This is a genomic window from Flavobacterium sp. (genome assembly GCF_044341265.1).
Taxonomy (GTDB): domain Bacteria; phylum Bacteroidota; class Bacteroidia; order Flavobacteriales; family Flavobacteriaceae; genus Flavobacterium.
The window spans coordinates 92,097-116,440 of the sequence record NZ_JBIISA010000002.1 but is presented as its reverse complement, the minus strand read 5'-3'; the positions used below and the strand labels follow the sequence as shown (position 1 = coordinate 116,440).

Below are 24,344 nucleotides of genomic sequence, written 5' to 3'. Positions count from 1 at the left end.
CTTAATTTTATGTCACAATTTATAAAAATATACGACGATAAACCCAATGAATCAGCTGTCAAAAAAGTAGTTGATGTTTTAAAAAATGGAGGTTTAATAATTTATCCAACCGATACTGTCTATGGATTAGGTTGTGATATTACCAATTTAAAAGCTTTAGAAAAAGTTGCAAAGATTAAAGGAATCAAACTTGAAAAAGCCAATCTGTCTTTTATTTGTTACGATTTAAGTCATATTTCTGACTATGTCAAACAAATTGACACTTCAACTTTTAAATTACTTAAACGCGCTCTACCTGGACCTTATACTTTTATTTTGCCAGGAAATAATGATTTACCAAAAGTATTCAAGAATAAAAAAACGGTTGGAATTCGTGTTCCTGACAATAATATCATCAGAGCTATTGTAAAAGAATTAGGAAATCCTATTATTTCAACTTCGATATACGACGAAGATGAAGTATTAGAATATTCTACAGATCCTGAATTGATTTTTGAAAAATGGCAAAACATTGTAGATATTGTAATTGACGGAGGTTATGGTTATAATATTCCATCAACAATAATCGATTTATCAGGATACGAGCCAAAAGTAATTCGTGAAGGAAAAGGAAGTTTAGATATTTTGTAAATATGAATTTGGTCAAACTTTTTTCTCTACTTATCCTATTTTCTTCAATTTCTTTTGCCCAAGTTGTAAAAGGTAAAATTGTTGATGAAAAAAATCAGCCTTTGCCGGGTGCAAACATTTATTTTGATGGAACTTCAATTGCAACAATTGCTGATAAAGATGGAGCATTTCAATTACAATATGGTGGTAAAATCAATAGTATTTTAGCCGTTAGTTTTATCGGATATCAAACACAATATATCAAAGACTATGATAATGGTAAAGAGCTTAATATTGTTCTAAAAGAAGCGGTTGACATTTTGAATGAAGTTGTTTTAAAAAAAGATCGCTTTTCAAGAAAGCAAAAATTAAAATTATTTCGCGAACAATTTTTAGGACAAACTGCTGTTGGAAGAAAAGCCAAAATTGAAAATGAAGACGATTTATATTTTGATTATGATGAAACTACTAACACTTTCAAAGCTTATTCAGACAAACCTTTAATAATCAATAATGCACTTTTAGGCTACAAAATAAACTATGAATTGGTTGATTTTGAAGTCAAGTTTTTTTCCACAAGTATAAGTTCGTCAGATGTTTATAGAAGTTTTTATTTAGGATTATCTCGATATGAAGAAATAGAGACTAATCCTAAAATACTAAAGCAACGCCAAAAATGTTATGAAGGTTCACAATTACAATTCTTTAGAAATTTAGTAAATAATATTTGGGACAAAGACAATTTTCTTCTGTTTGTAGGTAGTTTTCAAGAAAATCCAAATGATTATTTTAAGATAACTGGAGATTCTGACACTAAGCAAGTTTTCGTCACTAAACAAAATAAATCCTTAGTAGGGAAAAAGTTTGTTGCCGAATTCAATTTGTTATACAAAAAGAAACAACAATCAAAAATAATATTTGAAACCGATACTTTTTTTGTAGATCAATTTGGTAACAATTCTAATGTAGAAAACATGATTTTCTCTGGATATATAGCACAGTTGAAAGTTGCCGATATGGTTCCGTTGAATTATGGTATAAAATAAAAAACGCCTTAATTTCTTAATGCGTTTTTTATCTAAAATCTAATATTAAATTACTGTTTCTTCATTTCTTTTTCAATCATTTCGTAGAATTCGTCAATTTTTGGTAAAACTACGATTCTAGTTCTTCTGTTGGTAGCTCTATTTTCAGCAGTTTTGTTATCCACTAATGGTACATATTCTCCACGTCCAGCAGCTATTAATTGAGAAGGTTTTACACCTAAATCTTTAGTTAAAACTCTAACAATTGCAGTTGAACGTTTTACACTTAAATCCCAGTTGTCTAACAAAACTGCATTACCTGTAAATGGAACACTATCTGTATGACCTTCTACCATACATTCAAATGTAGGTTTGTCGTTAACAACTTTTGCAACTTTTGCTAAAACTTCTTTAGCTCTGTCACTTACTACATAACTTCCGCTTTTGAAAAGTAATTTATCAGCAATAGAAATAAAAACTACTCCTTTTTCTACATTAACTTCAATATCTGGATCTGAAATTCCAACCGAACTTTTTAAACTAGTTACCAATGCTAGCGTAACACTATCTTTTTTAGTTAAAGCATCTTGCATTCTAGAAATTTTCAAATCTTTTTCTTTAATAGACTCTAGTGCTTTTTCAATATTAGCAGCACCTTGTTGAGTCAATGTTGTCATATTCCCAACATTATTAATCAACTCGGAATTGTTTTTCTTTAAATATTCGTTTTGCTTTTCAAGTGCTTCTCTTTCTGTTAAGCACATATTTAATTTTACTGTTGTAGAATTTAATAAATCCTGACACTCTTTATTTTTTTGCTCTAATTCAGCTAGTTTCTTTTTGGTTCCACACGATGTTAATGTCAATGCAGCCAATGAAAACATAAAAATTACTTTTCTCATAATGAATTTGATTTTTGATATTGCAAAATTACAATTTCTTGATTGTTTAAACGAACATTTACTATAAAGTATTGTTAATTATCTCTCAAAAACCTTGCCTCCTTTAACAAAATAGGAGTAAACTATGCTTTTTGTATGAAAGTAATTTTCCTTTTGAACAGAGTTTCTTTTCTTTAAGTTTTTGGAAATCAAATGATAAAAATGAAAGTGTGCCTTAATAATTGCAAAACAATGTTTAAATTTTCCTTGAAAAATAAATTTTATTCCTGCAATTCCATCTAAGACCAATCTAAGGAAGATTATTGAAAACAATTTGTTTTTTGGTAAATTTTTCAAAAGCATTAACAAAGAATTTCTAAAGTTTAAAAATGTTTTCTTCGGATTTCCTTCATTCAAAGTTGCACCTCCAACATGATAAACAATAGATTTTGAAGTATATTTTGCTTTATATCCAAGATTGAATGCTCTCCAGCATAAATCAATTTCTTCTTGATGTGCAAAAAAATCACCATCAAAACCGTTTAATTTTCTATAAATATCTTTTCGAATAAAAAAACAAGCGCCACTTGCCCAAAAGATATCTTTTTCATCATCATATTGATGGTTGTCTTTTTCAATAGTTTCAAAAACTCTTCCTCGGCAAAAAGGATATCCATATTTGTCAATAAATCCACCTGCTGCACCAGCATACTCAAAATATTCTTTATTTTTAAAATCAAGAATTTTTGGCTGAATTATGGCAACATCACTTTCAGATTCAAATAAAGAAAGGATAGGAGTAAGCCAGTTTTCTGTAACTTCAACATCTGAATTTAAAAGACAATAATACTCTTCTTCAACTTGTTGTAAAGCAATGTTATATCCATTTGCAAACCCATAATTTCCATCGTTTTGAATGATTTTTATGGTTGGATAATTGTCTTTTATAAATTGAATTGAATTATCAGAAGAAGCATTATCAGCAACATATACAGTAGCTTCATTAGAAAATGAAAAAACAGATGGCAAAAATTGTTCTAACAATTTCACACCATTCCAATTCAATACAACGACAGCTATTTTTTTCAAAATTTATTTATTTGTAGTTTCAAATTCAGGAAGTTCTTTTAGAAAAACGTATTTTTCATTTTCAAAATCCATTTGGCAAAAATAATGATTTAAGCCATTAGTTACCATAAGATATTTGGCTTTTAAAACTAAATTATATCTTGCAATTTGATCAAAGGTTTGTTGTGATATTTTTACCTCAGGAGCCTTACATTCTATTAATAAAAATAATTCTCCATTTGGTTGATATACAACTACATCATAGCGTTTATTTAAATCATTAATTTTAATTAATTTTTCAACATTAATATACGATTTAGGATAATTTTTCTCTTGTAATAAAAACTGAACTACATGCTGACGAACCCATTCTTCAGGTGTGAGAATGATAAATTTTTTCCTAATTTCATCGAAGATAGCTACTTTATTTTCACTATTTTTGAACCGAAACGTAAATGTTGGAAAATTGAGTTTTTGCATGAAGCAAAAATAGTTAATTTATACAAACTGCCAACTGCTACTGAACACTGAATACTAAGAATAATGGATGAAGTTGTAAAAATTATCAATGATATAAAAGCTGGAAATATCAAACCTATTTATTTTTTAATGGGTGATGAACCTTATTATATTGATAAATTGACCGAATATATTGAGCAAAATATCTTGCAAGAACACGAACGCGATTTCAATCAAACCATTTTATATGGAAGAGATGTGACCATTGAAGATGTTGTTGGAAATGCAAAACGTTTTCCGATGATGTCAGATAGGCAAGTAGTTGTAGTTCGTGAAGCTCAAGAATTATCAAGAACCATTGATAAAATTGAAAATTATGTTGAAAACCCTCAACTTACAACGGTTTTAGTTTTTGCATACAAATACAAAACACTCGATAAACGAAAAAAAGTCACCAAACTTTTAGACAAACACGGAGTCGTTTTTGAAAGTAAAAAAATGTATGACAATCAAGTTGGTACATGGATTTCAAGAGTTTTACAAGGAAAAGGCTATTCTATAGAACCTAAAGCCAATGCAATGTTGGTTGAATTTCTAGGAAATGATTTAAGTAGAATTAGCAATGAATTGAATAAATTACAAATCATTTTACCAAATGGACACACCATTAATCCTAAAGATATTGAAGAAAATATTGGTTTCAGTAAAGATTTCAATGTTTTTGAATTGCAAAATGCGTTAGGTTCAAGAAATCAACTGAAGGCTTATCAAATTGCTCAATATTTTGCTGATAATCCAAAGGATAATCCAATGGTTGTTACAACTAGTTTGGTTTTTAGTTTTTTTATCAAGCTATTAAAGTATCATGGATTGAAAGATAAGAATCCTAAAAATGTTGCCGCTGTTCTTGGTGTTAGTCCATTTTTCTTGAAAGATTATGACGTTGCTCTAAAAAACTATCCTATGAAAAAGGTGAGTTCAATTGTAGCAACACTGCGAGATATTGATGTAAAAAGTAAAGGTGTTGGTGCAAATTCGTTACCAAATCACGATTTATTAAAGGAAATGCTGGTTAAGATTTTTAATTAGCATTAAGTTTTTATGAACTCATTAAATATTCAAAGATTACTTTTTCTATTTTTATTTTTGGTTACAATAGTTTCAGGTATAAGCTTTTTGTTGATTTACGAAGTGTTATTTTACCTATCATTTGAATACTTAAATTCAAATTCCAATTATTTAAAAATAAAATCACATAAGTTTTATAATTGGTTGTTTTTATCCTTTTTAGGTTTTATTGTTTTTGTAAGAATAGATATTTTCAATTTTTCTAAAACCATTGATTATCATTTAAATAGTTTAGAACACTTGTTTTTTGCTTTTGTGATTTGCCTAACTTTGTATGTTTATATGCAGATTTTCAATTTGATTTCAAGTAAATTTTATCTGAATTTATTAGTAGTGTTTGTTGCATTTAATGGAATAGGATTTTTGAATGAGTATTTTCAGAATTTTTATCAGCAACAACCTATTTTTTATTTAAAAGAAACTAACATAAAAGATATAATTATTAATGTTATTGGTTCGTCATTAGTTGTAATTCTATCATTGTTTTATAAATTTAAAAATTAGTTTATAATTTCATCAATATTCACGATATTTGTCATCCTCAAAAAAATAAAAAACAAGTACAAGTTATGGGAATGAATAAAAATACCGTTTTTGGTTGGGCTACTTTAATAATGATTGTAATGGGATTAATTCTAATCGGATTAGGAGCATTCAGATATGATGAAACAGCTGGCTGGGGTTTTGGAGCAACTGGCGTAGGGTTTTTAGCCAATGCATGGGTTTTTAACGCCTTAAAAGGAAGAGTTTAGTTTTAAATTAATATAACAAGATAAAAATGTCAGACGATAAGAAAGTAATTTTCTCAATGCAAAAATTGAGTAAATCGTATCAAGGAAGTGATAAGCAAGTGTTGAAAAACATCTATTTAAGTTTCTTTTATGGAGCTAAAATTGGTATTCTTGGACTTAATGGTTCTGGAAAATCATCTTTATTAAAAATCATTGCTGGAGTTGATAAAAACTATCAAGGTGATGTGGTTTTTCAGCCTGGATATACTGTAGGTTATTTAGAGCAGGAACCGCAATTAGATGATACTAAAACAGTTATTGAAATCGTAAAGGAAGGTGTTGCTGAAACTGTTGCTGTTCTTGAAGAGTTCAACAAAATCAACGATATGTTTGGTTTGCCAGAAGTTTATGAAGATGCAGATAAAATGCAAAAACTGATGGACAGACAAGCCGATTTACAAGATAAAATTGACGCTTCTGGTGCTTGGGAATTAGATACCAAACTAGAAATTGCAATGGATGCTTTACGTACACCAGAAGGTGATACACCAATCAAACACTTATCTGGAGGAGAGCGTCGTCGTGTTGCTTTGTGTCGTTTATTATTGCAACAGCCTGACGTTTTATTACTAGATGAGCCAACGAATCACTTAGATGCAGAATCAGTTCTTTGGTTAGAACAACATTTAGCACAATATGCTGGAACTGTAATTGCAGTAACGCACGATAGATATTTCTTAGACAACGTTGCTGGTTGGATTTTAGAACTTGATAGAGGTGAAGGTATTCCATGGAAAGGAAACTACTCTTCTTGGTTGGATCAAAAATCTAAACGAATGGAGCAAGAAGAAAAAACAGCTTCAAAACGTAGGAAAACTTTAGAACGTGAGTTGGATTGGGTTCGTCAAGGAGCTAAAGGAAGACAAACCAAACAAAAAGCACGTCTTCAGAACTACGATAAATTATTAAACGAAGACCAAAAAGAATTAGATGAAAAATTAGAAATCTACATTCCAAATGGACCACGTTTAGGAACTAATGTTATTGAAGCTAAAGGTGTTGCCAAAGCTTTTGGAGACAAATTATTATATGATGATTTGAATTTCACATTGCCACAAGCAGGAATTGTTGGAATCATTGGACCAAATGGTGCAGGAAAATCAACTATTTTCAGAATGATTATGGGTGAAGAAACTCCTGATGGAGGAACATTTGAAACAGGAGAAACAGTTAAAATAGCTTATGTTGATCAAGCGCATTCTAATATTGATCCAAATAAATCTATTTGGGAAAACTTCTGTGATGGTCAAGAACTTATTATGATGGGTGGACGACAAGTTAATTCAAGAGCTTATTTATCTCGTTTTAATTTCGGTGGAAGCGAACAAAATAAAAAAGTTTCAGCACTTTCTGGTGGAGAACGAAACCGTTTACATCTTGCTATGACTTTAAAAGAAGAAGGAAACGTACTTTTATTAGATGAGCCAACCAACGATTTAGATATTAATACACTAAGAGCTTTAGAAGAAGGTTTGGAAAACTTTGCTGGTTGTGCGGTAGTTATTTCTCACGACAGATGGTTTTTAGATAGAATTTGCACACACATTCTTGCTTTTGAAGGAGATTCTCAAGTGTATTACTTTGAAGGTGGTTTCTCTGAATATGAAGAAAATAAGAAAAAACGTTTAGGAGGAGACTTAACACCTAAGCGATTGAAATATAAAAAGTTAATAAGAAATTAAATGTTTTTATAAAAAAATCCCAAATTTGTTTGGGATTTTTTTTGTAACTTTAGCTTATAAAGATTCTTTTTCGAAAAATACTATACCTATAATAATTGAAAATTAATAAAAAAATATTCCTTTTAATTGCTTTAACTTTTTTACAGTTGGCGATTTCTCAAGTGCAATCAAAAAAACAGATTGAGAAAACACTTATTGAAGCAGGAGATGCTTTTTTTAATTTAGATGTAGATAAATCACTTAAATTATCTAAATCAGCTTTAGATAATGCCTACAAAATTAAAGATGATGCTTTAATGGCAAAAGCCTATAATGTAATTGGACTAAATTTTGAAGAATTTTATAACCCAGACAAAGGATTTGATTATTATCAAAAAGCACTTAAACACGCCGAATTAGCCCAAAATGATTCAATTAGAGATTGGGTAAATAATAATATTGGAAGTTATTATTCTTACAGAAAAAATAATTTTAAGAAAAGTATTGAATACTATAAGAAAGCCCTGTTTTTTTCCGAAAAAATAAAAGATTCTATAGAAATTATGTATACTAAACTCAATATTGCGTCTGCTTATTTTGCAATTAATGATTTCAAAAATGGGATTGTCTATCTAGAAAGTACAAAGGATTATGTATTAAAAAGTAAAGAGTTAGAAGCAAAAATTTCTTTGTACTCAATGTTTGGTTCCTATTACAGTTTTTATAATGACAATGTAAAAGCCGAACAGAATTTTAATGAAGCTGTAAATTTGAGTAAAAAAAATACTTCAAAACTTGTTGATTCCAATGTTTGTGATGTTTATAATGACTTTTCTAAACATTACAATAAAAACAAGAATTATGAAAAAGCTTTTTATTATTTAAATCTTCATCAAGAACTTAAAGAAAAAGTTTATAATGATGAACGAATTAAAAAGGTAAAATTAGCCGGAAGTGAAATTGAATTAGCAGAATATCAAAGACAGATTGATAAAATTGAAGTAGAAAAATCAAAGCAATCTAAAGATTTGAAAGAATCGAAATTAATTGTTTTACTTTTTGTAATTATACTTTTCATTTTGTTGTTATTGCTTTATTCATTGTATAAAAATAACGTCTTTAGAGAACAATCTAATCGAGAGTTAAAAATAGCAAATGAGGAATTAAAAATAGCTAAAGAAAAAGCAGAGGTTGCATCTCAATTGAAAACTCAGTTTGTTTCAACAATTAGTCATGAATTAAGAACGCCACTTTATGGAGTTGTTGGAATTACAAACATTATTCTTGATGAACATAAAGAGTTAGTAAATAGTCCGCATTTAAATTCTTTAAAATTTTCGGCAAGATATCTTTTGTCATTGGTGAATGATTTACTTCAAATTAACAAAATAGAAGAAAATAAAATCACATTGGAAAATATGATTTTTAATGTTTCTGACGAAATTAAAACCATTGTTGATTCCTTAGAATTCATTGCAGTAAAAAACAACAATAAATTAATTGCCGATATTGATGCCAATATTCCTGAATTCTTAATTGGTGATAAACTGCGCTTGTCACAAGTATTTATGAATTTAGTAAGTAATGCTTTGAAATTTACCAAAGATGGTGAAGTTAAAGTTACTGCAAAGCAAGAAAGAATAGAAGGAACTAAGCATTTTATTTATTTCAGTATTCAAGACAATGGTGTAGGAATTGCAAAAGAAGATCAAGAGAAAATTTTTGAAAAGTTTGTGCAAATAGAACGTAAAGAAGGAGATTACCAAGGTACTGGATTAGGTCTATCTATTGTACAAAAATTAACCGAATTGTTTGGAAGTAAAATTCATCTTGAAAGTGAAGAAGGTGTTGGAACAAACTTTTCATTTACTATTGGTTTTGAAGCTGATGAAACCAAAAAGAATGAGATTATAAATAACATTGTTGTTGATTTATCGTCGAATCATTTTTACAAAATTCTTGTGGTGGAAGACAATAAAATCAATCAAATTGTTACTAAGAAAATTTTAGAAAGTAATAATTTCAAATGTACCATTCTAGAAGATGGTTATGCAGCAATTGAGTTACTAGATAAAGAAAATTTTGATGTAATTTTAATGGATATTAACATGCCAATTATTAATGGATTTGATACTACAAAACTCATTAGAAAAAAAGGAATTACTACTCCAGTAATAGCTTTAACGGCATTTGATAAACAAGAAATTACCGAGCAAGCATTGTCATGTGGAATGAATGATATTATCATAAAGCCATTTGAACAAGGTAAGTTATTTCAAGTTATTAATAATCTTGTTGCAAAAAAAAACGTTGATTAATACCAACGTTTTTTATTCTTTTTAGAAGCATCTGATTTTCTTGAATTTCCAGATTCTGGTTTCTTTTTATTTCTCAAATCTGGTTTTGCATCCGGATTAGGAACTTCGTCTGTGTAGGGATAAGGATGCTCTTTTTCTACTTTTACATTAATCTTAATTAACTTTTCAATATCTTTCCAATAAGGTTGTTCGTCTTTGGCACAAAATGAAATTGCCAAACCAGTATTTCCAGCCCTTCCGGTTCTGCCAATTCGGTGAACATAAGTTTCTGAAATGTTTGGAATGTCAAAATTGATTACATAAGGCAAACTTTCAATATCAATTCCACGAGCTGCAATATCGGTGGCAACTAATACAGATATTTCTTTATTTTTGAATGCATCTAAAACACGTTGTCTTGCGTTTTGCGATTTATCTCCGTGAATTGCTTCAGCAGTTACATTGTTTTTCTTTAGAGCTTTTACCACATTATCTGCACCATGTTTAGTTCTTGTAAAAACCAATACATTTTCGATTTTATCGTTTCTGATGATGTGATATAATAATTTTCTTTTGTCTTCTTTTCCAACAAAATATACTTTTTGATTTACTTTTTCTGCTGTTGACGAAACTGGATCTACCGAAACATATTTTGGTTTGGTCAAAAAAGTATCTGCCAATTCACGAATAGCCATTGGCATCGTTGCAGAAAATAAAAGTGTTTGTCTATTGTCTGGAGTAAGTTTTACAATTTTCTTTACATCATTAATAAAGCCCATATCCAACATTTGATCGGCTTCATCTAAAACTAGAAAATGCAAATGATCTAAATCAATAAATCCTTGTTTGTGAAGGTCTAAAAGTCTTCCAGGTGTTGCTATTAGAATATCAATTCCTTTTTTTAGTTGATCAACTTGTGGCACTTGGCTAACACCACCAAAAATAACCATCGAACGAATATTGGTATATTTTCCGTAGGTATTGAAACTTTCGTCAATTTGAATAGCTAATTCACGAGTAGGAGTAACCACCAAAGTTCTTATTACTTTTCTCTTGGCAGACGAACCTACCAAACGATGAAGCATATTAATAATAGGAATAGCAAATGCAGCTGTTTTTCCGGTACCTGTTTGTGCACAACCCACTAAATCGGTTCCTTCAAGAATTACAGGAATAGCTTGTTGTTGAATAGGAGTAGGCGATTCGTAACCTTCTTCGGTTAATGCCTGTTGTATGTTTTTTAATAAATTTAAATCGCTGAATGTCATAAGTGTAATCGTCTTGAACTGTTTTGTGTCCCGAAACTTCGGGAGCAAAGATAGGTTATATTTATTAAACCTTGTTTTTAGTCAATAAATTGGGAAGTTGAGATTTGATTTATTTTGAAGTATTATCTAAATCTAATTTATAAGGCATTTTAAAAATTATAATTACAATTAAAATATTCAATAATAAAAAAGGTGTAAAATATGTAAATCCAATTAAGATATTATCACTAGAATGAATCAATGTTCCTATTGACCAAATTGTTAATGATAGAATACTTGCAAATTTTGCAGGTTTTATTTTAGATAGAAAAATAATTGATATTACATTTAGTACACTACAAACTTTTAAGAAGAAACGAATAATTGAGGCAGTAATTCCTTGATAGCATGAGCCTCCTTCAGTTTCAAATTTATTTGGAATATTGAAATATGAATATAGGAAAGCAACTGAAAGAGCTACTAATAAAGAAATTATTACTTTTTTATTCATTTTTTATTGTATAATATTTTAACTCCTCAATATCTTTTCCATGGTTCTACCTTTAGCCAATTCGTCTATTAGTTTATCTAAATAACGAATCTTTTGCATCAATTTGTTTTCTATTTCTTCTATTCTATAACCACAAATTACTCCAGTTATTTTAGTCACATTCTCGTTTAATTGTGGAGCATCTTCGAAGAAAGTTTCGAAAGTTGTTTTATTGTCTAAAATCTGTTGCAATTGCTCTTGGTTGTATCCAGTAAGCCAACAAATGATGGTGTCAACTTCTTCTTTGGTACGACCTTTTTTTTCAGCTTTGTTTACATAATGCGGATAAACACTCGCAAATGAAGTAGTAAATATTCTATGATTTTCCATTTAGTATTTCAATTTATGAGTTATTTGAAAGACTTTTTGTTAATTAAACGACAATCCGAAAAGTAAGTTTATTGCATTGGTTTTTACTGTTCCTCCATTCCAAACATCTATTTTACTTGTATTATTTAATCCTAAATTTTCTCTGATTTCTATGTAGAATTTTTTATTGTTTTTTAAATCAAAGTTTTTACCAACTCCAAAAGATAAACCTAAATCGGTTTTTTTGTTGTTTTTTGTAGTGACAACATCAGATGAGCCGAAACCAGTTACATTTAGGTCGTTTGTGAATTTGGATTGTAATAAGAACCCAATAAATGGTCCACCATTAACATAGAAACTATCCTTATTTTTAAAATTGTATTTTAGTAATATTGGAACAATTAAATAATCATAATGTCTTTTTGAAGTGAAATTATATTCTTGCATTGGATCGTCAAAATTCTGTCTAATATAAATATTGTTTGCCGCTTTTTGGCTTTTGCGTTCGTAATTAAGTTCTATTTTTAGGCTTAATTTTTCCTTCATTTGGTATTCGAAATTTATTCCTCCTAAATAAGCAAACGCAGGACTTTCGTTATAGAATTGACTATAAGCTGTAGGAACAGTATATCCTCTGTAATTAGAATAGTTGAGACCGGCTTGAAAACCAAACTTGATTTTGGAACTTTGTGAAAAAGCAAAAAAGGAAGTTAGTAGTGTAAAAATTAAGAGGCTTTTTTTCATTGGAACAATTTCGATAGTTTACAAAAATTAATTTTAACTCAACTCCACTAATGTCTTCGCTTTGATGAAGTCTGTTACAAGGTAACCAATTAATTTTCCAACTAAGTGGCTGTTTTTATCGTGGTCTAAACTTGGTGCGCCTTCGCAAATGTGCAAGTAAGCGGCATTTTGGTGTTTGCCAAAAAAGTAAATGAATTGGCGCACTTCTTCTACAGAAAAACCACTTAATGTCATAGCACTACAAGGTATGTTTGGAATTGAATCTAAGTCGATTTCTACACCATAGGAATCATTTTTTATAAAGTCTAGAGCAAATTGCATTTCGCTATTAAAATTCTTGGTCATTTTAATTTTCATACTATCATAAGTGTTGTACAAAACTCTATCTTTTAAGGTTTTGAGTTTATCTAAAACACTTTTAGAAGTATAGCAATGGTGTAAACCAAAAATGAAATATTTCTTAAGAAAACCTTCTTCAAAAGCATATGAAAATCCGTTTCCGCTGTGGCGACCTTCCAAAATTCTAAAATCGGAATGCGCATCAAAGTTTACTGCATTTATTGGCTTTCCTTTGGCTAAAGCTGTTCCTTTTATGTTTCCGTAGGCATTGTTGTGACCACCACCAATCACCAAAGGTATTTTTCCAGCAGTAACAATTAGAGAGATTATATGTGCTACTTCTTTGTCAATTTTTACAACTAATTCGCTTAACTTTTTTCTGTCGGCAGTTACGTTAAAATCTAGATTTTGAACTAATTCCATTTCTTCGGCTACGTCTAATGCACCCAAAACTACAATTTGTGAGCCTTTGCAAAAACGATTGTGCTGAATATTAGCAATACTTTTAATGGCACTTTCCCAAGCGGTACTTGCTCCAGGTCGGCCATAATTGGCTCTTACTCCAATATCTTCTGGAATTCCGAATAAAACAAATTGTTGCTCACATTCTTTAAGAAATTTAGCCACATCTTGCTCTTTTGGAATGGTTACCATTTTTTCTCCAAATTTCACTTCACCGCTACGATGATTAGTAATCTTTGACAAATCGAATGCTGTAAAGCGAATAAGTTTTTCCATTAGAAAAATAAATCTTTCTCCAAAAATAATATATTTATGTTAACATACGTTTATGCTTAAAGTAATATTACTAAATTTGTTCAAATTAATTCTATAAAAATGGAAAATCAAAAAGGTAACTCGTCGTTAAAAGCCATAATACTAGTGCTTTCACTATTGTTGTTGGGAAGTTTGTTTTACATCTTCAAATTGACAACAGACACCAAAACTCTTGAAACAGAAGTTTCGTCTGTAAAAACAGAAAAAGACAATGTTCTTAAAGATTTAGAAGAACTAAAAGCTACTTATGATGCCGCAATTGCAGAAAACACATCAATGTCTGATGAGTTAATTGCTGAAAGAGAAAAAGTTGTAGGATTGATGGCGCAATTAGAGAAATCTAAAGGTGATGTAAATGCTATGGCAAAATACAAACAACAAGTAGCTGCATTGCAAACTAAAATGAACAGTTTGATGCAAGAAGTTGCTGTGTTGAAAAAAGAAAATCAAACACTTAATACAAATTTAGATAGTACAAAAGTAGTTTTGGCAGATTCTAAAAATTACAATCAAGTACTTGTAGGTCAAAATGAAGAACTTTCTAAAACAGTTGAAAAAGCTTCTAAATTGTCTGTATTAAATTTGAAAACTGGTTCTTATAAATTGAAAGGTTCTGGAAAACAAATAGAAACAGACAAAGCGAGTAGAGTAGATATCTTGAAAGTGAGTTTTACTATTGCTGAAAATAGTGTTGCAAAATCTGGAGATAAAACTTATTACGTTCAAGTAATTGATAGCAAAAACAATGTTCTTGGTGACAAAATTAATACAAGTTTTGGAGACAAATCATTGACTTATAGTTTTACCTCTACAGTGAAATATGAAAATAAAACGGTTGATGTGGTTAAAGATTTGCCAGGAAAAGATTTTCAAAAAGGAACGTATTTTGTAAATGTATTTGACAAAGCAGAATTGGTTTCAAAATCTAGTTTTACATTGCGATAAAACAATTATTAATTCAAAATAGGAAAAGGTGTTTACTTCGGTAAACGCCTTTTTTGTTTATAACTTGTTAGTTTATCAACGACTGAAATAGTACTTTTTGATGTTATTTTGTAGTATAATAGAATTGTAATGAGCAATAAAAGAAGTATTACTATTTTAATCGGAATTATTGGTGTGTTGTTGCTGATGTTGGCAGGAACCATTGGCTATATTCTTGGCAATACCAACGAAAATGGTTCAACTTCAACTGGAATTAGCTATGACAAAAAGGTAATGCAAGAAATTGAAGAATTAAAACAAATGTATGATTCTAAGATTGCTGAAAAAACCAATAATTATAATGCTCTAGAAGCAGAACGTGAAAAAGTTCAAGCATTAGTTGCTGAGTTAGAAAAAACTAAAAATGATGCTCAAGCTTTAGTAAAATACAAAACGCAATACCAATCTTTGGAATCTAAAATGAGACTTTTGGTAGATGAGATTGTAGTTTTGAAAAACAAGAAGACAAATATTACTATCAAGCAAGAAAAAGCTCAAGTTGCCAAAAAAGTTAACCAACCAAGAATTGAAAATACAGTTACACCAGTAGCAATTCCTGCAAAGAAAGAGGCAGTAGCTGTGACCAAAACAGAACCTACAAAACCTAAATCGGATGATTTTTTCGCGAAAAAAGAATTGCCTAAGCAAGAAGTAGTAGAAGTTAAAAAAACTTCACCACAAGTTCGATTTGAGAAATTTTCTAAAGTTACTTTATCTAATGTAAAAGCTGGTGCGTACTCAATCAAATCTGGTGCGAAACAAATAGAAACAAACGTTTCTGGTAAAACAGATTTGATTAAAATTACTTTTACACTCAATGATAATCCAACGGCCAAAAGTGGCGAAAAGAATTACTACATCCAGATTATTGACGGAAAAAACAATGTTTTAGGCAAACGCATCACTGAGTATTTTGACAACGAATCATTGACATACAGCTTAAGTAAAACCCTAAATTACAACAACCAACAAATGGATTGCACCATAGAGTTTGCCAAAAAAGACTTCGAAAAAGGTGTGTATTTTGTCAATATTTTTGATAGAGATGAGTTAGTTGGCCGTTCTAATTTTACTTTGAAATAGAGTATGTATTTTTTTGATGCATCATCATGATCATTTATTGCTAAAGAACTTTTTCAATTCTAATTACAACTCTTCTATTGGCGTAACGAATGTCTTCTAGCTTTTTAGAAATAGCGATTTTTCTTTTCTCGGGTTTCGTTTCACCAAAATAACTTATTTGTATTTGGTCGGTTGTAATTCCTTTACTAATAAGATAATCGGCTACAGCTTGAACTCTTTTTTTAGAAAGTTCAAGATTGTTTATATCAGTTCCTACATCATCGGTGTGTCCTTCTAAATAAATAATGAATTTTGAAGATTTTTCTGTTTCAAATTTATTAATAACATTAGTATCCAAAAAAGAAGCATTTGTAGCACTAACTTCCCATTGATTGGTTGGATAATAGAGTGTATAGATTGGAGTTGCTAATTCCGTATTAGAAGTCGTTTGTGACAAAGCATTAGTCAAAGCAATGGAGCATAGTAATAGAATTGCTGAAAAGTTTTTGAGCATAGTAATTGTAAAGTTTTTATTAAGGCTAATTTAATAAAATAAATGATGGTTTCCATTAGGAATAAGTCAATTTTTTGAGTAACTTTATGTAAAGAATAGATAGCATGATTAAAGTAAGCAAAGCTTTTATTTTAGACATTTACAAACCAATTGCAAAAGACACTCACAAAGGAATTCAAGGTCACGCGCTTTTGATTGGTGGCAGTTATGGCAAAATGGGTTCGGTGTGTTTGTCGTGTAAAGCCGCTTTGAAATCGGGTTGTGGTTTGGTTACTGCTTTTGTTCCAAAATGTGGTTATGAAATTGTTCAAATTGCCTTTCCAGAAGCCATGGTTTTGACCGATGAAAATGAAAAGGTACTTTCAAATATCAATTACACTATTGAACCAGATGCCATTGGAATAGGCATGGGAATAGGACAGGATGTGCTTACCGAAAAGGCATTTCAGGATTTTTTACTTCACAACAAAACCAATTTAGTTGTGGATGCCGATGGATTGAATATTTTGTCAAAAAACAAAAAATGGTTGTCGCTTTTACCATCAAAAACCATTATCACGCCACACAAAAAAGAACTCGAAAGATTAATTGGAACATGGCAATCTGAGGAAGAAAAGTTGGAAAAAGTCATCCAGTTTTCTTTGGAATATGATTTGGTTGTTGTTGTAAAAGGCGCACCAACATTAGTAATTTACCATTCAGAAATTTACCAAAACACTACCGAAAATCAAGCTCTAGCAACAGCTGGAAGCGGTGATGTTTTATCGGGAATTATTACAAGTTTACTCGCTCAAAATTATGAACCAACAAATGCAGCAATTTTAGGTGTTTTCCTTCACGGATTAACTGCCGACATTGCTGCACCAGAAGTGAGTTATCAAGCGTTTATTGCTAGTGATATTATTGGATATTTGGGGAAGGCTTTTTTAAATCTTAATGAAGGTTCTGTATAATACTATTTAATTTAAGAGTAAATTTTCGCCACAGATAACACAGATTTTACAGATTTTACGGATTTTATCTGTGCTAATCTGTATTATCTGTTTATTTGTGGGCTATTTGCTTTTAGTATAATCCTCTCTAATTTTCTGTTGTTCCAAAATTGATTTTAAAAATGGTGCTATTTCATTTTCAATTTGTGCTTGGGTTAAATCTAATGCCTTAGGATTTTTAATTAGTTGTAGCCAAGGTTTTGGTTCATCATATGTATAGTTTCCAAACACAATAACTGGAGTTCCTTTAACTTTAAGCTCTTCTTTATCATCCAAAATCCATTGATCTGCCCATTCATAAAGGAACTTAGCATCTTTTTGTAACAATCTCAAACAAGAATGTGAAACAGGTAATCCAGGTAAACTATATTCATAGAAGCCAACACCCAGTTTATTTTCGATATTGAAATTCCATTTTAATTCCCATTCGTCGTCAAAAGTACTTGTTGTTTTTTCAGCTTTCCAATTGGTGTAGAACAATCCTAAAGGTGTTTTGTCTTTTTTTCTACCCATATTGGTTGGTCCAGAATAGGTTAGGACTCCGTTTTCATAGGCACCAAATGTTTGTGTTGGATAAGAAAAAAGTAAAACTTTAGCAACGTCTTTCAAATAATCAACTTGCAATGGAAATGGTAAATAATAAACCACATCACCATCAAAATCACTTGGAATCACAAGGGAATCAAGTTTAGATAAATTGGCTATGTCCGTTCGATTAATTGCAGTTACAATTTCTATTTTTGAGCTGTCAGTTGCATTTTGTTTCAACCACATTTTAGTGTTTTCCATTATATAAGAAACTACTTTGGGTTGTTTTCTAACAATCTCTTTTGTTTGATGTACCGAAGTTCTGTTTTGTTTGCAAGAAATTAAAGTTACAATTGAAATTATTGTTAAAAGAAGAATATTAGATTTCATAAGTTCAGGTTTTTGCAAAATTCTTCATTTAATTTGAATAAACTTTTACACAATTACCTAAATAAGTTGTTTAAATACCATTCTAAAAATTATAAAATTTCAATAGAAAACGAGGCTTCAAAACTTGAATTTTCTTCCAAAATTTGTATGTTTTTTTTATCGAATAAGTTTCCATTACTAGAAACTTCATCTGCAAAACCAATCCAAGGTTCGATGCAAATAAATGATGCGTTTTTGACAGTCCAAATTCCTAAACTGCTAAAATCTTCATAATTCACCTTCAAAAACGGATTTCCATTATCCAAAATTTTAACTGATTTTGATTCCAATGTTTTAAAAACTAAAGCATCTTTTTCAAAAAGAGAATAATTTAAGGGCAAATTGGTTTTATCAAGTGCAATAGTACGAGTACCTCCAGAGAATAAATTGTTTTCCAATTCATGAGTTATTAATTCTTCTTGTTTTTCAAATTCTAAACTATAGTTAGTAAAGTTTTTTGGTAGAGCAAATGCTGGATGTGCTCCAATATTAAAAGGCATTTCTGCCTTAGAGTTGTTTTTAATATGATAAATGATGACTAACTTATTTTCAGTTAACACATATTTAATTTGCAACTCAAATTGAAATGGATATTTCTGTAATGTTTCATCATTTTCTTTTAAAGAAAAAGTTACGCTTACATCTGTTTTTTCTATGACTTCAAATTCAAAATCTCTTGCAAAACCATGCCTTGATAAATTATACTTTTTGTCATTATAATAATAAGAATCATTTTTTAAAGCTCCAACAATTGGAAATAGAATAGGAGAATGTTTACCCCAAAATTCAGGATTTCCTTCCCAAATATATTCTTTGTTAACTATTTGATTTTTAAACGAATTTAACTCAGCACCTTTAGTGTTTATTGAAATTGAAAAATTCTTATTTTCTAATTGAATATTCATAACTATTTATGGTTTAAAAAATCTTTTAAATCATCAAACGATTTAATTTTAATACTAACTTTTTCTTTTCCTAAAACACTTTCAATCTGTTTTGGAATTTCTAATTTCACATTCAAAACAGGTTCAACAACATCCAAAAACTTGATAGGATGCGCTGTTTCAAGGAAGAAACCAATTGAGTTTGGTTGTTTTTTCATTTCTTTTTTCAAGCCTAAATACCCAACAGCACCATGAGGTTCGGCAATGTATCCTGAATTAGTATAAATATTTTTCATAGCAAATTTGGTTTCTTCATCGGTGTAAGTATAAGAAGAAAAATCCTTTTCAAATTCAGATAAATCATTGTTATACATTTCTTGAATTCGAACGAAGTTACTAGGATTTCCAACATCCATAGCGTTTGAAATTGTAGCAATAGAAGGTTTCGCATCATAAATTCCATTTTCTAAAAATCTTGGAATCGTATCATTGGCATTCGTTGAAGCAACAAAATGGGTTAGAGGCAAACCTAATTTTTTAGCCATAATTCCAGCGCAAATATTTCCGAAATTCCCACTTGGGCAAGACACTATTAAAGGTTTGTTGTGTTTCTTCAATTGCTTATAAGCAAAGAAAAAATAGAACATTTGTGGTAACCAACGAGCAATATTTATAGAGTTGGCAGACGTTAAATTTTTGTGATTCAAATCGGCATCTAAAAACGCTTTTTTGACCATGTCTTGGCAATCGTCAAAAACGCCATCGACTTCTAAAGCCGTAATGTTTTGACCTAAAGTAGTCAATTGTCGTTCTTGAATATCGCTAACTTTTCTTGAAGGATAAAGAATCACCACTTCAACGCCTTTTACACCAAGAAATCCGCTTGCAACGGCACCACCAGTATCTCCAGAAGTTGCTACTAAAACTGTATTTTTTTGATCTTTATCTCTATTAAAATAAGCCAAACATCTTGACATAAATCGAGCGCCAACGTCTTTAAAAGCCATTGTTGGTCCGTGAAATAACTCTAACGAATAGATATTTTCTTCTACTTGAACCAAAGGAAAATCAAAGGACAAAGTTTCGTCAATGATTTGTTTTAACTCAGCTTCAGGAATTTCTTCGCCTACAAATTGTTGTATGGCTTTGAATGCGATTTCTTCGTTTGATAAGCTTTCAATTTCATCAAAAAAAGATTGTGGTAATTGACTAATTGTTTCAGGAAAATACAATCCTCTGTCAGGTGCAAGTCCTTGAATAACGGCTTCTTGAAAAGAAACTTTGATTGTTTTATTGTTTAAACTGTAATACTTCATATTATTGGAACGCGGATGAAACGGATGCTTCGCAAACTCGGATTTCCACGGTTTTTTTTTTAATTCGTAATTCGTAATTTTTAATTAGTAATTATATCAACACCATTCGGATTAATTCTTGAAATGTGCATGTCAAATACAATTCCTGTATTTTGATAGCTTTCACTCATGGCAAAGGCTACTTTTTCGGCTTTTTCTTGACCTTTGCAAAGTGCGAAAATAGAAGGTCCAGCACCAGAAATTCCTGATCCTAAAGCGTCATTTAGCAAAGCAGCATTTTTCACTTCATCAAAATTTGGAATTAAATGTTTGCGTAAAGGTTCGATGATTACATCTTTTAGCGAACGACCAATTAAATCATAATCAGAAGTGAATAAACCAGCAATTAATCCACCGAGATTTCCTGTTTGTGTAATCGCGTCTTTTAGTGGAATCATGGGTTGTAAAACGGCACGCGCATCAGCTGTTTTTACTTCAATATGTGGATGCAAAACAACAGCGTAAAGTTCGCTCAGACTTTCAATTCGAATCACATCCAACGGATTGTAACCTCTAACTAAAGTAAAACCACCGAGTAGGCAAGGAGCCACGTTATCGGCATGTTCGCAACCACTTGCAATGGCTTCTCCTTTCATAGCAAAATCTACTAATTCGTATTTTGAAAAAGGTTTGCCAAGTAATTCGTTAATTCCAAAAACCGCTCCAGCAGCACTTGCAGAAGAACTTCCAATGCCACTTCCAGCTTTGATTTTTTTATGGATTTCTATTTCAAAACCAAAATCTAAATTCAAATCTTGGGTAATAGCCAAAGCTGCAACACCAGCAACATTTTTTTCAGATTCCATCGGTAAATCGGCACCAGTTATTTTGGTAATTCTTATACCTTTTTCAGCTGATTTTCTGATAATCATTTCGTCACCAATTCCTTCTAGGCAAAGACCTAAAACGTCGAATCCACAATTAAGATTGGCAATAGTTGCCGGACAGAATATTTTTATTTCGTTCATATTATTTTGGTTTCGAGTTTGAAAGTTTCGGGTTTCGGGTTTTGTTTGGCATAAAACTCGCAACTAGTAACTTGTAACTTTTAAACTGTTTTATACATTTCCAATTCGAATCACATCGGCAAAAATTCCAGATGCGGTAACGGCTGCACCAGCACCAGCGCCTTTTATAATTAAAGGTTGGTCGATGTATCTATCGGTGTAAAATTCGACGATGTTGTCTTTTCCTTCCAAATTGTAAAACGGACTTTCTTTCGGAATAAATTGTAAACCAACGCTTGCTTTTCCGTTATCAAACGAAGCTACGAATTTTAATCGAGAATCTTTCGATTTAGCTTCGGCTAAAAGGTTTTCAAAATGACTTGAATGTTTGGTTAGCGATTTGAAGAAATCATCATTATTAGTAGTTTCCATACATTCTGTTGGTAAGAAACAATTGTTCTCTATATTTTCCATTTCCATTTCGTAACCACTTTCGCGAATTAGAATTAGAATTTTTCTAGCCACATCAACACCACTTAAATCAATTTTCGGATCAGGTTCAGTAAATCCTTGTACGCCAGCTTCTTTTACTACATCATTGAAGTTATAGGAATCACTAAAATTATTAAAAATAAAATTCAAACTTCCTGATAAGACTGCATTGATTCGATTGACTTTATCACCTGAAGCAATTAGATGTTTTAGTGTATCGATGATTGGTAAACCTGCACCAACATTGGTTTCAAACAGGAAAGGAGCGTTGTATTTTCTAGATAAAGATTTTAGATATTTGTAATTCTCAAATTGTGAAGAACATGCAATTTTGTTGCAAGTAACGACCGCAATATTTTGTTTTAAAAATTGGTCATAAATTGAAGCAATGTCATGATTGGCAGTAATATCAACGAAAATACTGTTGCGTAAATTCAGACTTTTTGCCTTAGCAATAAATTCGGAAACGTTTGCATTTTCTCCGTTTTCTATAAGTGATTTCCAATCTTTTAAATTCATTCCATCTTCGTCGAAAATCATTTTACGAGAATTAGAAAGTGCAATTACTCGAACATTGATTTTAAGGTTTTCTTTTAAGAATTTCTTTTGTTGGTTGATTTGGTCGATGAATTTTTCACCTACATTTCCAACGCCCATGACGAATAAATTCAGCTGTTTGGTATTGTCTTCAAAGAAACGTTCGTGTAATGTATTCAAAGCTTTTTTGACATCTTTTTCGTTGATTACTACTGAAATATTTCTTTCGGAAGCACCTTGAGCAATCGCACGAATATTAACGTTGTTTTTCCCTAAAGTGCTGAACATTTTACCACTCAAACCTTGATGATTCTTCATGTTTTCACCAACTAAAGCTACAATGCACAAGTCTTTTTCAACGATACAAGGATCAATTTTGTTTTGACTAATTTCTATTTGGAATTCAGTTTCAATTGCTTTTTTTGCCAAATCGGCATCTTGATTTTGAATTCCAATACAAATAGAATGTTCTGAAGATGCTTGTGTGATAAAAATTACGTTGATGTTATTTTGCGAAAGCACAGAAAATAAGCGTTTGGATGATCCAGCTACACCAATCATTCCCGAACCTTCCAAAGTTAACAATGCAATTTTATCAATGTGTGAAATTCCTTTTATTGGGTTATTGGAAGCTTGATTTTCATTTGAAATATAAGTTCCAAAAGCTTGAGGTTCAAAAGTATTTTTAATCCAAATTGGAATCTGCGAATTCAAAACTGGTTGAATTGTTGGCGGATACAACACTTTCGCACCAAAATGCGATAATTCCATAGCTTCTTGATAAGAAATCGACTCAATAGGTTGCGCTTGTTTTACGATTTTAGGATTTGCTGTAAACATTCCATTCACATCGGTCCAAATTTCCAAAGCGTTTGATTTTGTTCCATTGGCAATTATAGCAGCTGTGTAATCGGAACCGCCACGACCTAAAGTTGTTGTGTTTTCAAGTTCATCAGAAGCAATAAAACCAGGTAAAAGAACGACTTGCGATTTATTGGAACCAAAATAATTGGCAATTAATTTATTTGTTAATTCAAAATCAACCGATGCTTTTCCGAAGTTAGAATTGGTTTTGATTAACTCACGACTGTCTTTAAAATTACTATTCGGAATCGTTTGCTGCAAAGCAGTAGCAATAATTTGAGATGACAAAAGTTCACCAAAACTTGCAATAGCATCAGCAGTTCTTGGAGATAATTCGCCCAAAAGAAAACAGCCATCAAGCAAGGTTTGCAGTTGATTAATTTGACTATTTATCTTGATTAGCAATTGATTTTGATTTGAATTATCAACCAAATCAGCAATAGCATCAAAGTGTTTTTGTTTTATTTCGTCTATTGCATTTTTATACGATTCGTCTTTTATTGCAGCTTTTTTGGAAGCATTGATAAGCATGTCAGTCACGCCACTCAATGCAGAAACAACTACAGCAAGTTTATTTTCCTTAGCTTTTTGATTGACAATTTCGATTACGAGTTTTATGTTTTGTGCGTTGGCTACAGAAGTACCGCCGAATTTTAGTGTTATCATAGTTTTAAATTCCAATATTTTAAATTCCAAATTCCAATTATTTAGTTTTAGAATTTGTTATTTGGGATTTGATATTTGTTTTTTGTGATTTATCCATGATTTTCCTTCTTTCAAACGAAAGTACATGAATCATTATTATATGTGAAAATTATACCCCAAATGGGGTTGTAGTTGTTGTAGATGTTGTGCCAACAAAAGTCGCAAC

The 24,344-nt window shown here is 30.7% G+C and carries 24 protein-coding genes; 10 read left to right on the top strand and 14 right to left on the bottom strand.

What is annotated here, in order from left to right:
- Positions 1–9: 9 nt before the first annotated feature.
- Both ACIQ06_RS01685 and ACIQ06_RS01680 read left to right on the top strand, forming a co-directional pair.
- The gene (locus ACIQ06_RS01685; protein WP_396143408.1) at positions 10–630 is read left to right on the top strand and encodes an L-threonylcarbamoyladenylate synthase; all 621 of its coding nucleotides are present in this window, start codon (positions 10–12) and stop codon (positions 628–630) included.
- A gap of 2 nt (positions 631–632) precedes the next feature.
- Positions 633–1,655, top strand: coding sequence for a carboxypeptidase-like regulatory domain-containing protein (locus ACIQ06_RS01680; RefSeq protein WP_396143406.1), 1,023 nt, complete (start codon positions 633–635; stop codon positions 1,653–1,655).
- A gap of 50 nt (positions 1,656–1,705) precedes the next feature.
- Here ACIQ06_RS01680 and ACIQ06_RS01675 read toward each other — a convergent pair whose 3' ends face one another.
- From ACIQ06_RS01675 to ACIQ06_RS01665, 3 genes are all read right to left on the bottom strand, one after another.
- A complete protein-coding gene (locus ACIQ06_RS01675) occupies positions 1,706–2,536 on the bottom strand; it encodes a flagellar motor protein MotB (protein ID WP_396143404.1) in 831 nt (276 codons plus the stop codon).
- 78 nt (positions 2,537–2,614) lie between these two features.
- A complete protein-coding gene (locus tag ACIQ06_RS01670; RefSeq protein ID WP_396143402.1) occupies positions 2,615–3,604 on the bottom strand; it encodes a glycosyltransferase family 2 protein in 990 nt (329 codons plus the stop codon).
- Between the two features lie 3 nt (positions 3,605–3,607).
- Positions 3,608–4,063, bottom strand: coding sequence for a type I restriction enzyme HsdR N-terminal domain-containing protein (locus ACIQ06_RS01665; RefSeq protein ID WP_345094340.1), 456 nt, complete (start codon positions 4,061–4,063; stop codon positions 3,608–3,610).
- 63 nt (positions 4,064–4,126) lie between these two features.
- On the opposite strand from ACIQ06_RS01665, the gene holA reads away from it, so the two are divergent.
- The 5 genes from holA (at position 4,127) to ACIQ06_RS01640 (ending at position 9,940) form a co-directional block, all read left to right on the top strand.
- Complete coding sequence (gene holA, locus ACIQ06_RS01660; RefSeq protein WP_396143399.1) at positions 4,127–5,131, top strand: DNA polymerase III subunit delta; 1,005 nt, start codon at positions 4,127–4,129, stop codon at positions 5,129–5,131.
- Between the two features lie 12 nt (positions 5,132–5,143).
- Positions 5,144–5,674 carry a hypothetical protein gene (locus ACIQ06_RS01655; RefSeq protein ID WP_396143397.1) on the top strand — a complete coding sequence of 177 codons (531 nt, stop codon included), beginning with the start codon at positions 5,144–5,146 and terminating at the stop codon, positions 5,672–5,674.
- Positions 5,675–5,739: 65 nt separating this feature from the next.
- Entirely contained in the window at positions 5,740–5,922 is a 183-nt protein-coding gene (locus tag ACIQ06_RS01650; RefSeq protein ID WP_345094344.1) for a CAL67264 family membrane protein, read from the top strand.
- 26 nt (positions 5,923–5,948) lie between these two features.
- Positions 5,949–7,643: an energy-dependent translational throttle protein EttA gene (gene ettA / locus ACIQ06_RS01645; protein WP_396143395.1), complete on the top strand. Its 1,695-nt coding sequence runs from the start codon at positions 5,949–5,951 to the stop codon at positions 7,641–7,643.
- A 95-nt stretch (positions 7,644–7,738) separates the two neighbouring features.
- Positions 7,739–9,940 carry a response regulator gene (locus ACIQ06_RS01640; protein WP_396143393.1) on the top strand — a complete coding sequence of 734 codons (2,202 nt, stop codon included), beginning with the start codon at positions 7,739–7,741 and terminating at the stop codon, positions 9,938–9,940.
- On the opposite strand, the gene ACIQ06_RS01635 is transcribed toward ACIQ06_RS01640, so the two are convergent.
- The 5 genes from ACIQ06_RS01635 to ACIQ06_RS01615 all read right to left on the bottom strand — a co-directional run bounded on the left by ACIQ06_RS01635 (position 9,937) and on the right by ACIQ06_RS01615 (position 13,846).
- Positions 9,937–11,187 carry a DEAD/DEAH box helicase gene (locus tag ACIQ06_RS01635; RefSeq protein WP_396143391.1) on the bottom strand — a complete coding sequence of 417 codons (1,251 nt, stop codon included), beginning with the start codon at positions 11,185–11,187 and terminating at the stop codon, positions 9,937–9,939. The genes ACIQ06_RS01640 and ACIQ06_RS01635 overlap by 4 nt on opposite strands.
- A 109-nt stretch (positions 11,188–11,296) precedes the next feature.
- Positions 11,297–11,677 (bottom strand): hypothetical protein, encoded by a 381-nt coding sequence (locus ACIQ06_RS01630; RefSeq protein ID WP_396143389.1) that lies wholly within the window; start codon positions 11,675–11,677, stop codon positions 11,297–11,299.
- 18 nt (positions 11,678–11,695) lie between these two features.
- The gene (locus ACIQ06_RS01625) at positions 11,696–12,046 is read right to left on the bottom strand and encodes a DUF2200 domain-containing protein (protein WP_396143386.1); all 351 of its coding nucleotides are present in this window, start codon (positions 12,044–12,046) and stop codon (positions 11,696–11,698) included.
- A gap of 39 nt (positions 12,047–12,085) precedes the next feature.
- Positions 12,086–12,769: a porin family protein gene (locus tag ACIQ06_RS01620; RefSeq protein WP_396143384.1), complete on the bottom strand. Its 684-nt coding sequence runs from the start codon at positions 12,767–12,769 to the stop codon at positions 12,086–12,088.
- Between the two features lie 33 nt (positions 12,770–12,802).
- A complete protein-coding gene (locus tag ACIQ06_RS01615; protein ID WP_396143381.1) occupies positions 12,803–13,846 on the bottom strand; it encodes a formimidoylglutamase in 1,044 nt (347 codons plus the stop codon).
- 99 nt (positions 13,847–13,945) lie between these two features.
- Between ACIQ06_RS01615 and ACIQ06_RS01610 the strand changes: the two genes are divergently transcribed.
- Entirely contained in the window at positions 13,946–14,830 is an 885-nt protein-coding gene (locus tag ACIQ06_RS01610) for a hypothetical protein (protein WP_396143378.1), read from the top strand.
- Positions 14,831–14,959: 129 nt separating this feature from the next.
- The gene (locus tag ACIQ06_RS01605) at positions 14,960–15,952 is read left to right on the top strand and encodes a coiled-coil domain-containing protein (protein WP_396143376.1); all 993 of its coding nucleotides are present in this window, start codon (positions 14,960–14,962) and stop codon (positions 15,950–15,952) included.
- Between the two features lie 40 nt (positions 15,953–15,992).
- Here the strand turns inward: ACIQ06_RS01605 and ACIQ06_RS01600 are convergent, their stop codons facing one another.
- Positions 15,993–16,445, bottom strand: coding sequence for an OmpA family protein (locus tag ACIQ06_RS01600; protein WP_396143373.1), 453 nt, complete (start codon positions 16,443–16,445; stop codon positions 15,993–15,995).
- Between the two features lie 104 nt (positions 16,446–16,549).
- Between ACIQ06_RS01600 and ACIQ06_RS01595 the strand changes: the two genes are divergently transcribed.
- Positions 16,550–17,398 carry an NAD(P)H-hydrate dehydratase gene (locus ACIQ06_RS01595; protein WP_396143370.1) on the top strand — a complete coding sequence of 283 codons (849 nt, stop codon included), beginning with the start codon at positions 16,550–16,552 and terminating at the stop codon, positions 17,396–17,398.
- A gap of 102 nt (positions 17,399–17,500) precedes the next feature.
- On the opposite strand, the gene ACIQ06_RS01590 is transcribed toward ACIQ06_RS01595, so the two are convergent.
- From ACIQ06_RS01590 to thrA, 5 genes are all read right to left on the bottom strand, one after another.
- Positions 17,501–18,355, bottom strand: a complete 855-nt coding sequence (locus tag ACIQ06_RS01590) for a L,D-transpeptidase (RefSeq protein WP_396143367.1) — start codon at positions 18,353–18,355, stop codon at positions 17,501–17,503.
- Between the two features lie 89 nt (positions 18,356–18,444).
- Positions 18,445–19,299 (bottom strand): aldose 1-epimerase family protein, encoded by an 855-nt coding sequence (locus ACIQ06_RS01585; RefSeq protein ID WP_396143365.1) that lies wholly within the window; start codon positions 19,297–19,299, stop codon positions 18,445–18,447.
- 2 nt (positions 19,300–19,301) lie between these two features.
- A complete protein-coding gene (gene thrC / locus ACIQ06_RS01580; RefSeq protein ID WP_396143363.1) occupies positions 19,302–20,594 on the bottom strand; it encodes a threonine synthase in 1,293 nt (430 codons plus the stop codon).
- Between the two features lie 80 nt (positions 20,595–20,674).
- Positions 20,675–21,601, bottom strand: a complete 927-nt coding sequence (locus ACIQ06_RS01575) for a homoserine kinase (RefSeq protein WP_396143360.1) — start codon at positions 21,599–21,601, stop codon at positions 20,675–20,677.
- 90 nt (positions 21,602–21,691) lie between these two features.
- On the bottom strand, positions 21,692–24,139 hold the full coding sequence (gene thrA, locus ACIQ06_RS01570) for a bifunctional aspartate kinase/homoserine dehydrogenase I (protein WP_396143357.1): 2,448 nt from the start codon (positions 24,137–24,139) through the stop codon (positions 21,692–21,694).
- Positions 24,140–24,344 lie beyond the last annotated feature (205 nt).

Excerpts from the sequence above, each read along its gene's own strand:
- ACIQ06_RS01685 (WP_396143408.1), top strand. The coding sequence starts at position 10 with ATGTCACAATTTATAAAAATATACGACGATAAACCCAATGAATCAGCT.
- ACIQ06_RS01680 (WP_396143406.1), top strand. The coding sequence starts at position 633 with ATGAATTTGGTCAAACTTTTTTCTCTACTTATCCTATTTTCTTCAATT.
- ACIQ06_RS01675 (WP_396143404.1), bottom strand. The coding sequence starts at position 2,536 with ATGAGAAAAGTAATTTTTATGTTTTCATTGGCTGCATTGACATTAACA.
- ACIQ06_RS01665 (WP_345094340.1), bottom strand. The coding sequence starts at position 4,063 with ATGCAAAAACTCAATTTTCCAACATTTACGTTTCGGTTCAAAAATAGT.
- holA (WP_396143399.1), top strand. The coding sequence starts at position 4,127 with ATGGATGAAGTTGTAAAAATTATCAATGATATAAAAGCTGGAAATATC.
- ACIQ06_RS01655 (WP_396143397.1), top strand. The coding sequence starts at position 5,144 with ATGAACTCATTAAATATTCAAAGATTACTTTTTCTATTTTTATTTTTG.
- ACIQ06_RS01650 (WP_345094344.1), top strand. The coding sequence starts at position 5,740 with ATGGGAATGAATAAAAATACCGTTTTTGGTTGGGCTACTTTAATAATG.
- ettA (WP_396143395.1), top strand. The coding sequence starts at position 5,949 with ATGTCAGACGATAAGAAAGTAATTTTCTCAATGCAAAAATTGAGTAAA.
- ACIQ06_RS01635 (WP_396143391.1), bottom strand. The coding sequence starts at position 11,187 with ATGACATTCAGCGATTTAAATTTATTAAAAAACATACAACAGGCATTA.
- ACIQ06_RS01630 (WP_396143389.1), bottom strand. The coding sequence starts at position 11,677 with ATGAATAAAAAAGTAATAATTTCTTTATTAGTAGCTCTTTCAGTTGCT.
- ACIQ06_RS01625 (WP_396143386.1), bottom strand. The coding sequence starts at position 12,046 with ATGGAAAATCATAGAATATTTACTACTTCATTTGCGAGTGTTTATCCG.
- ACIQ06_RS01620 (WP_396143384.1), bottom strand. The coding sequence starts at position 12,769 with ATGAAAAAAAGCCTCTTAATTTTTACACTACTAACTTCCTTTTTTGCT.
- ACIQ06_RS01615 (WP_396143381.1), bottom strand. The coding sequence starts at position 13,846 with ATGGAAAAACTTATTCGCTTTACAGCATTCGATTTGTCAAAGATTACT.
- ACIQ06_RS01610 (WP_396143378.1), top strand. The coding sequence starts at position 13,946 with ATGGAAAATCAAAAAGGTAACTCGTCGTTAAAAGCCATAATACTAGTG.
- ACIQ06_RS01605 (WP_396143376.1), top strand. The coding sequence starts at position 14,960 with ATGAGCAATAAAAGAAGTATTACTATTTTAATCGGAATTATTGGTGTG.
- ACIQ06_RS01600 (WP_396143373.1), bottom strand. The coding sequence starts at position 16,445 with ATGCTCAAAAACTTTTCAGCAATTCTATTACTATGCTCCATTGCTTTG.
- ACIQ06_RS01595 (WP_396143370.1), top strand. The coding sequence starts at position 16,550 with ATGATTAAAGTAAGCAAAGCTTTTATTTTAGACATTTACAAACCAATT.
- ACIQ06_RS01590 (WP_396143367.1), bottom strand. The coding sequence starts at position 18,355 with ATGAAATCTAATATTCTTCTTTTAACAATAATTTCAATTGTAACTTTA.
- ACIQ06_RS01585 (WP_396143365.1), bottom strand. The coding sequence starts at position 19,299 with ATGAATATTCAATTAGAAAATAAGAATTTTTCAATTTCAATAAACACT.
- thrC (WP_396143363.1), bottom strand. The coding sequence starts at position 20,594 with ATGAAGTATTACAGTTTAAACAATAAAACAATCAAAGTTTCTTTTCAA.
- ACIQ06_RS01575 (WP_396143360.1), bottom strand. The coding sequence starts at position 21,601 with ATGAACGAAATAAAAATATTCTGTCCGGCAACTATTGCCAATCTTAAT.
- thrA (WP_396143357.1), bottom strand. The coding sequence starts at position 24,139 with ATGATAACACTAAAATTCGGCGGTACTTCTGTAGCCAACGCACAAAAC.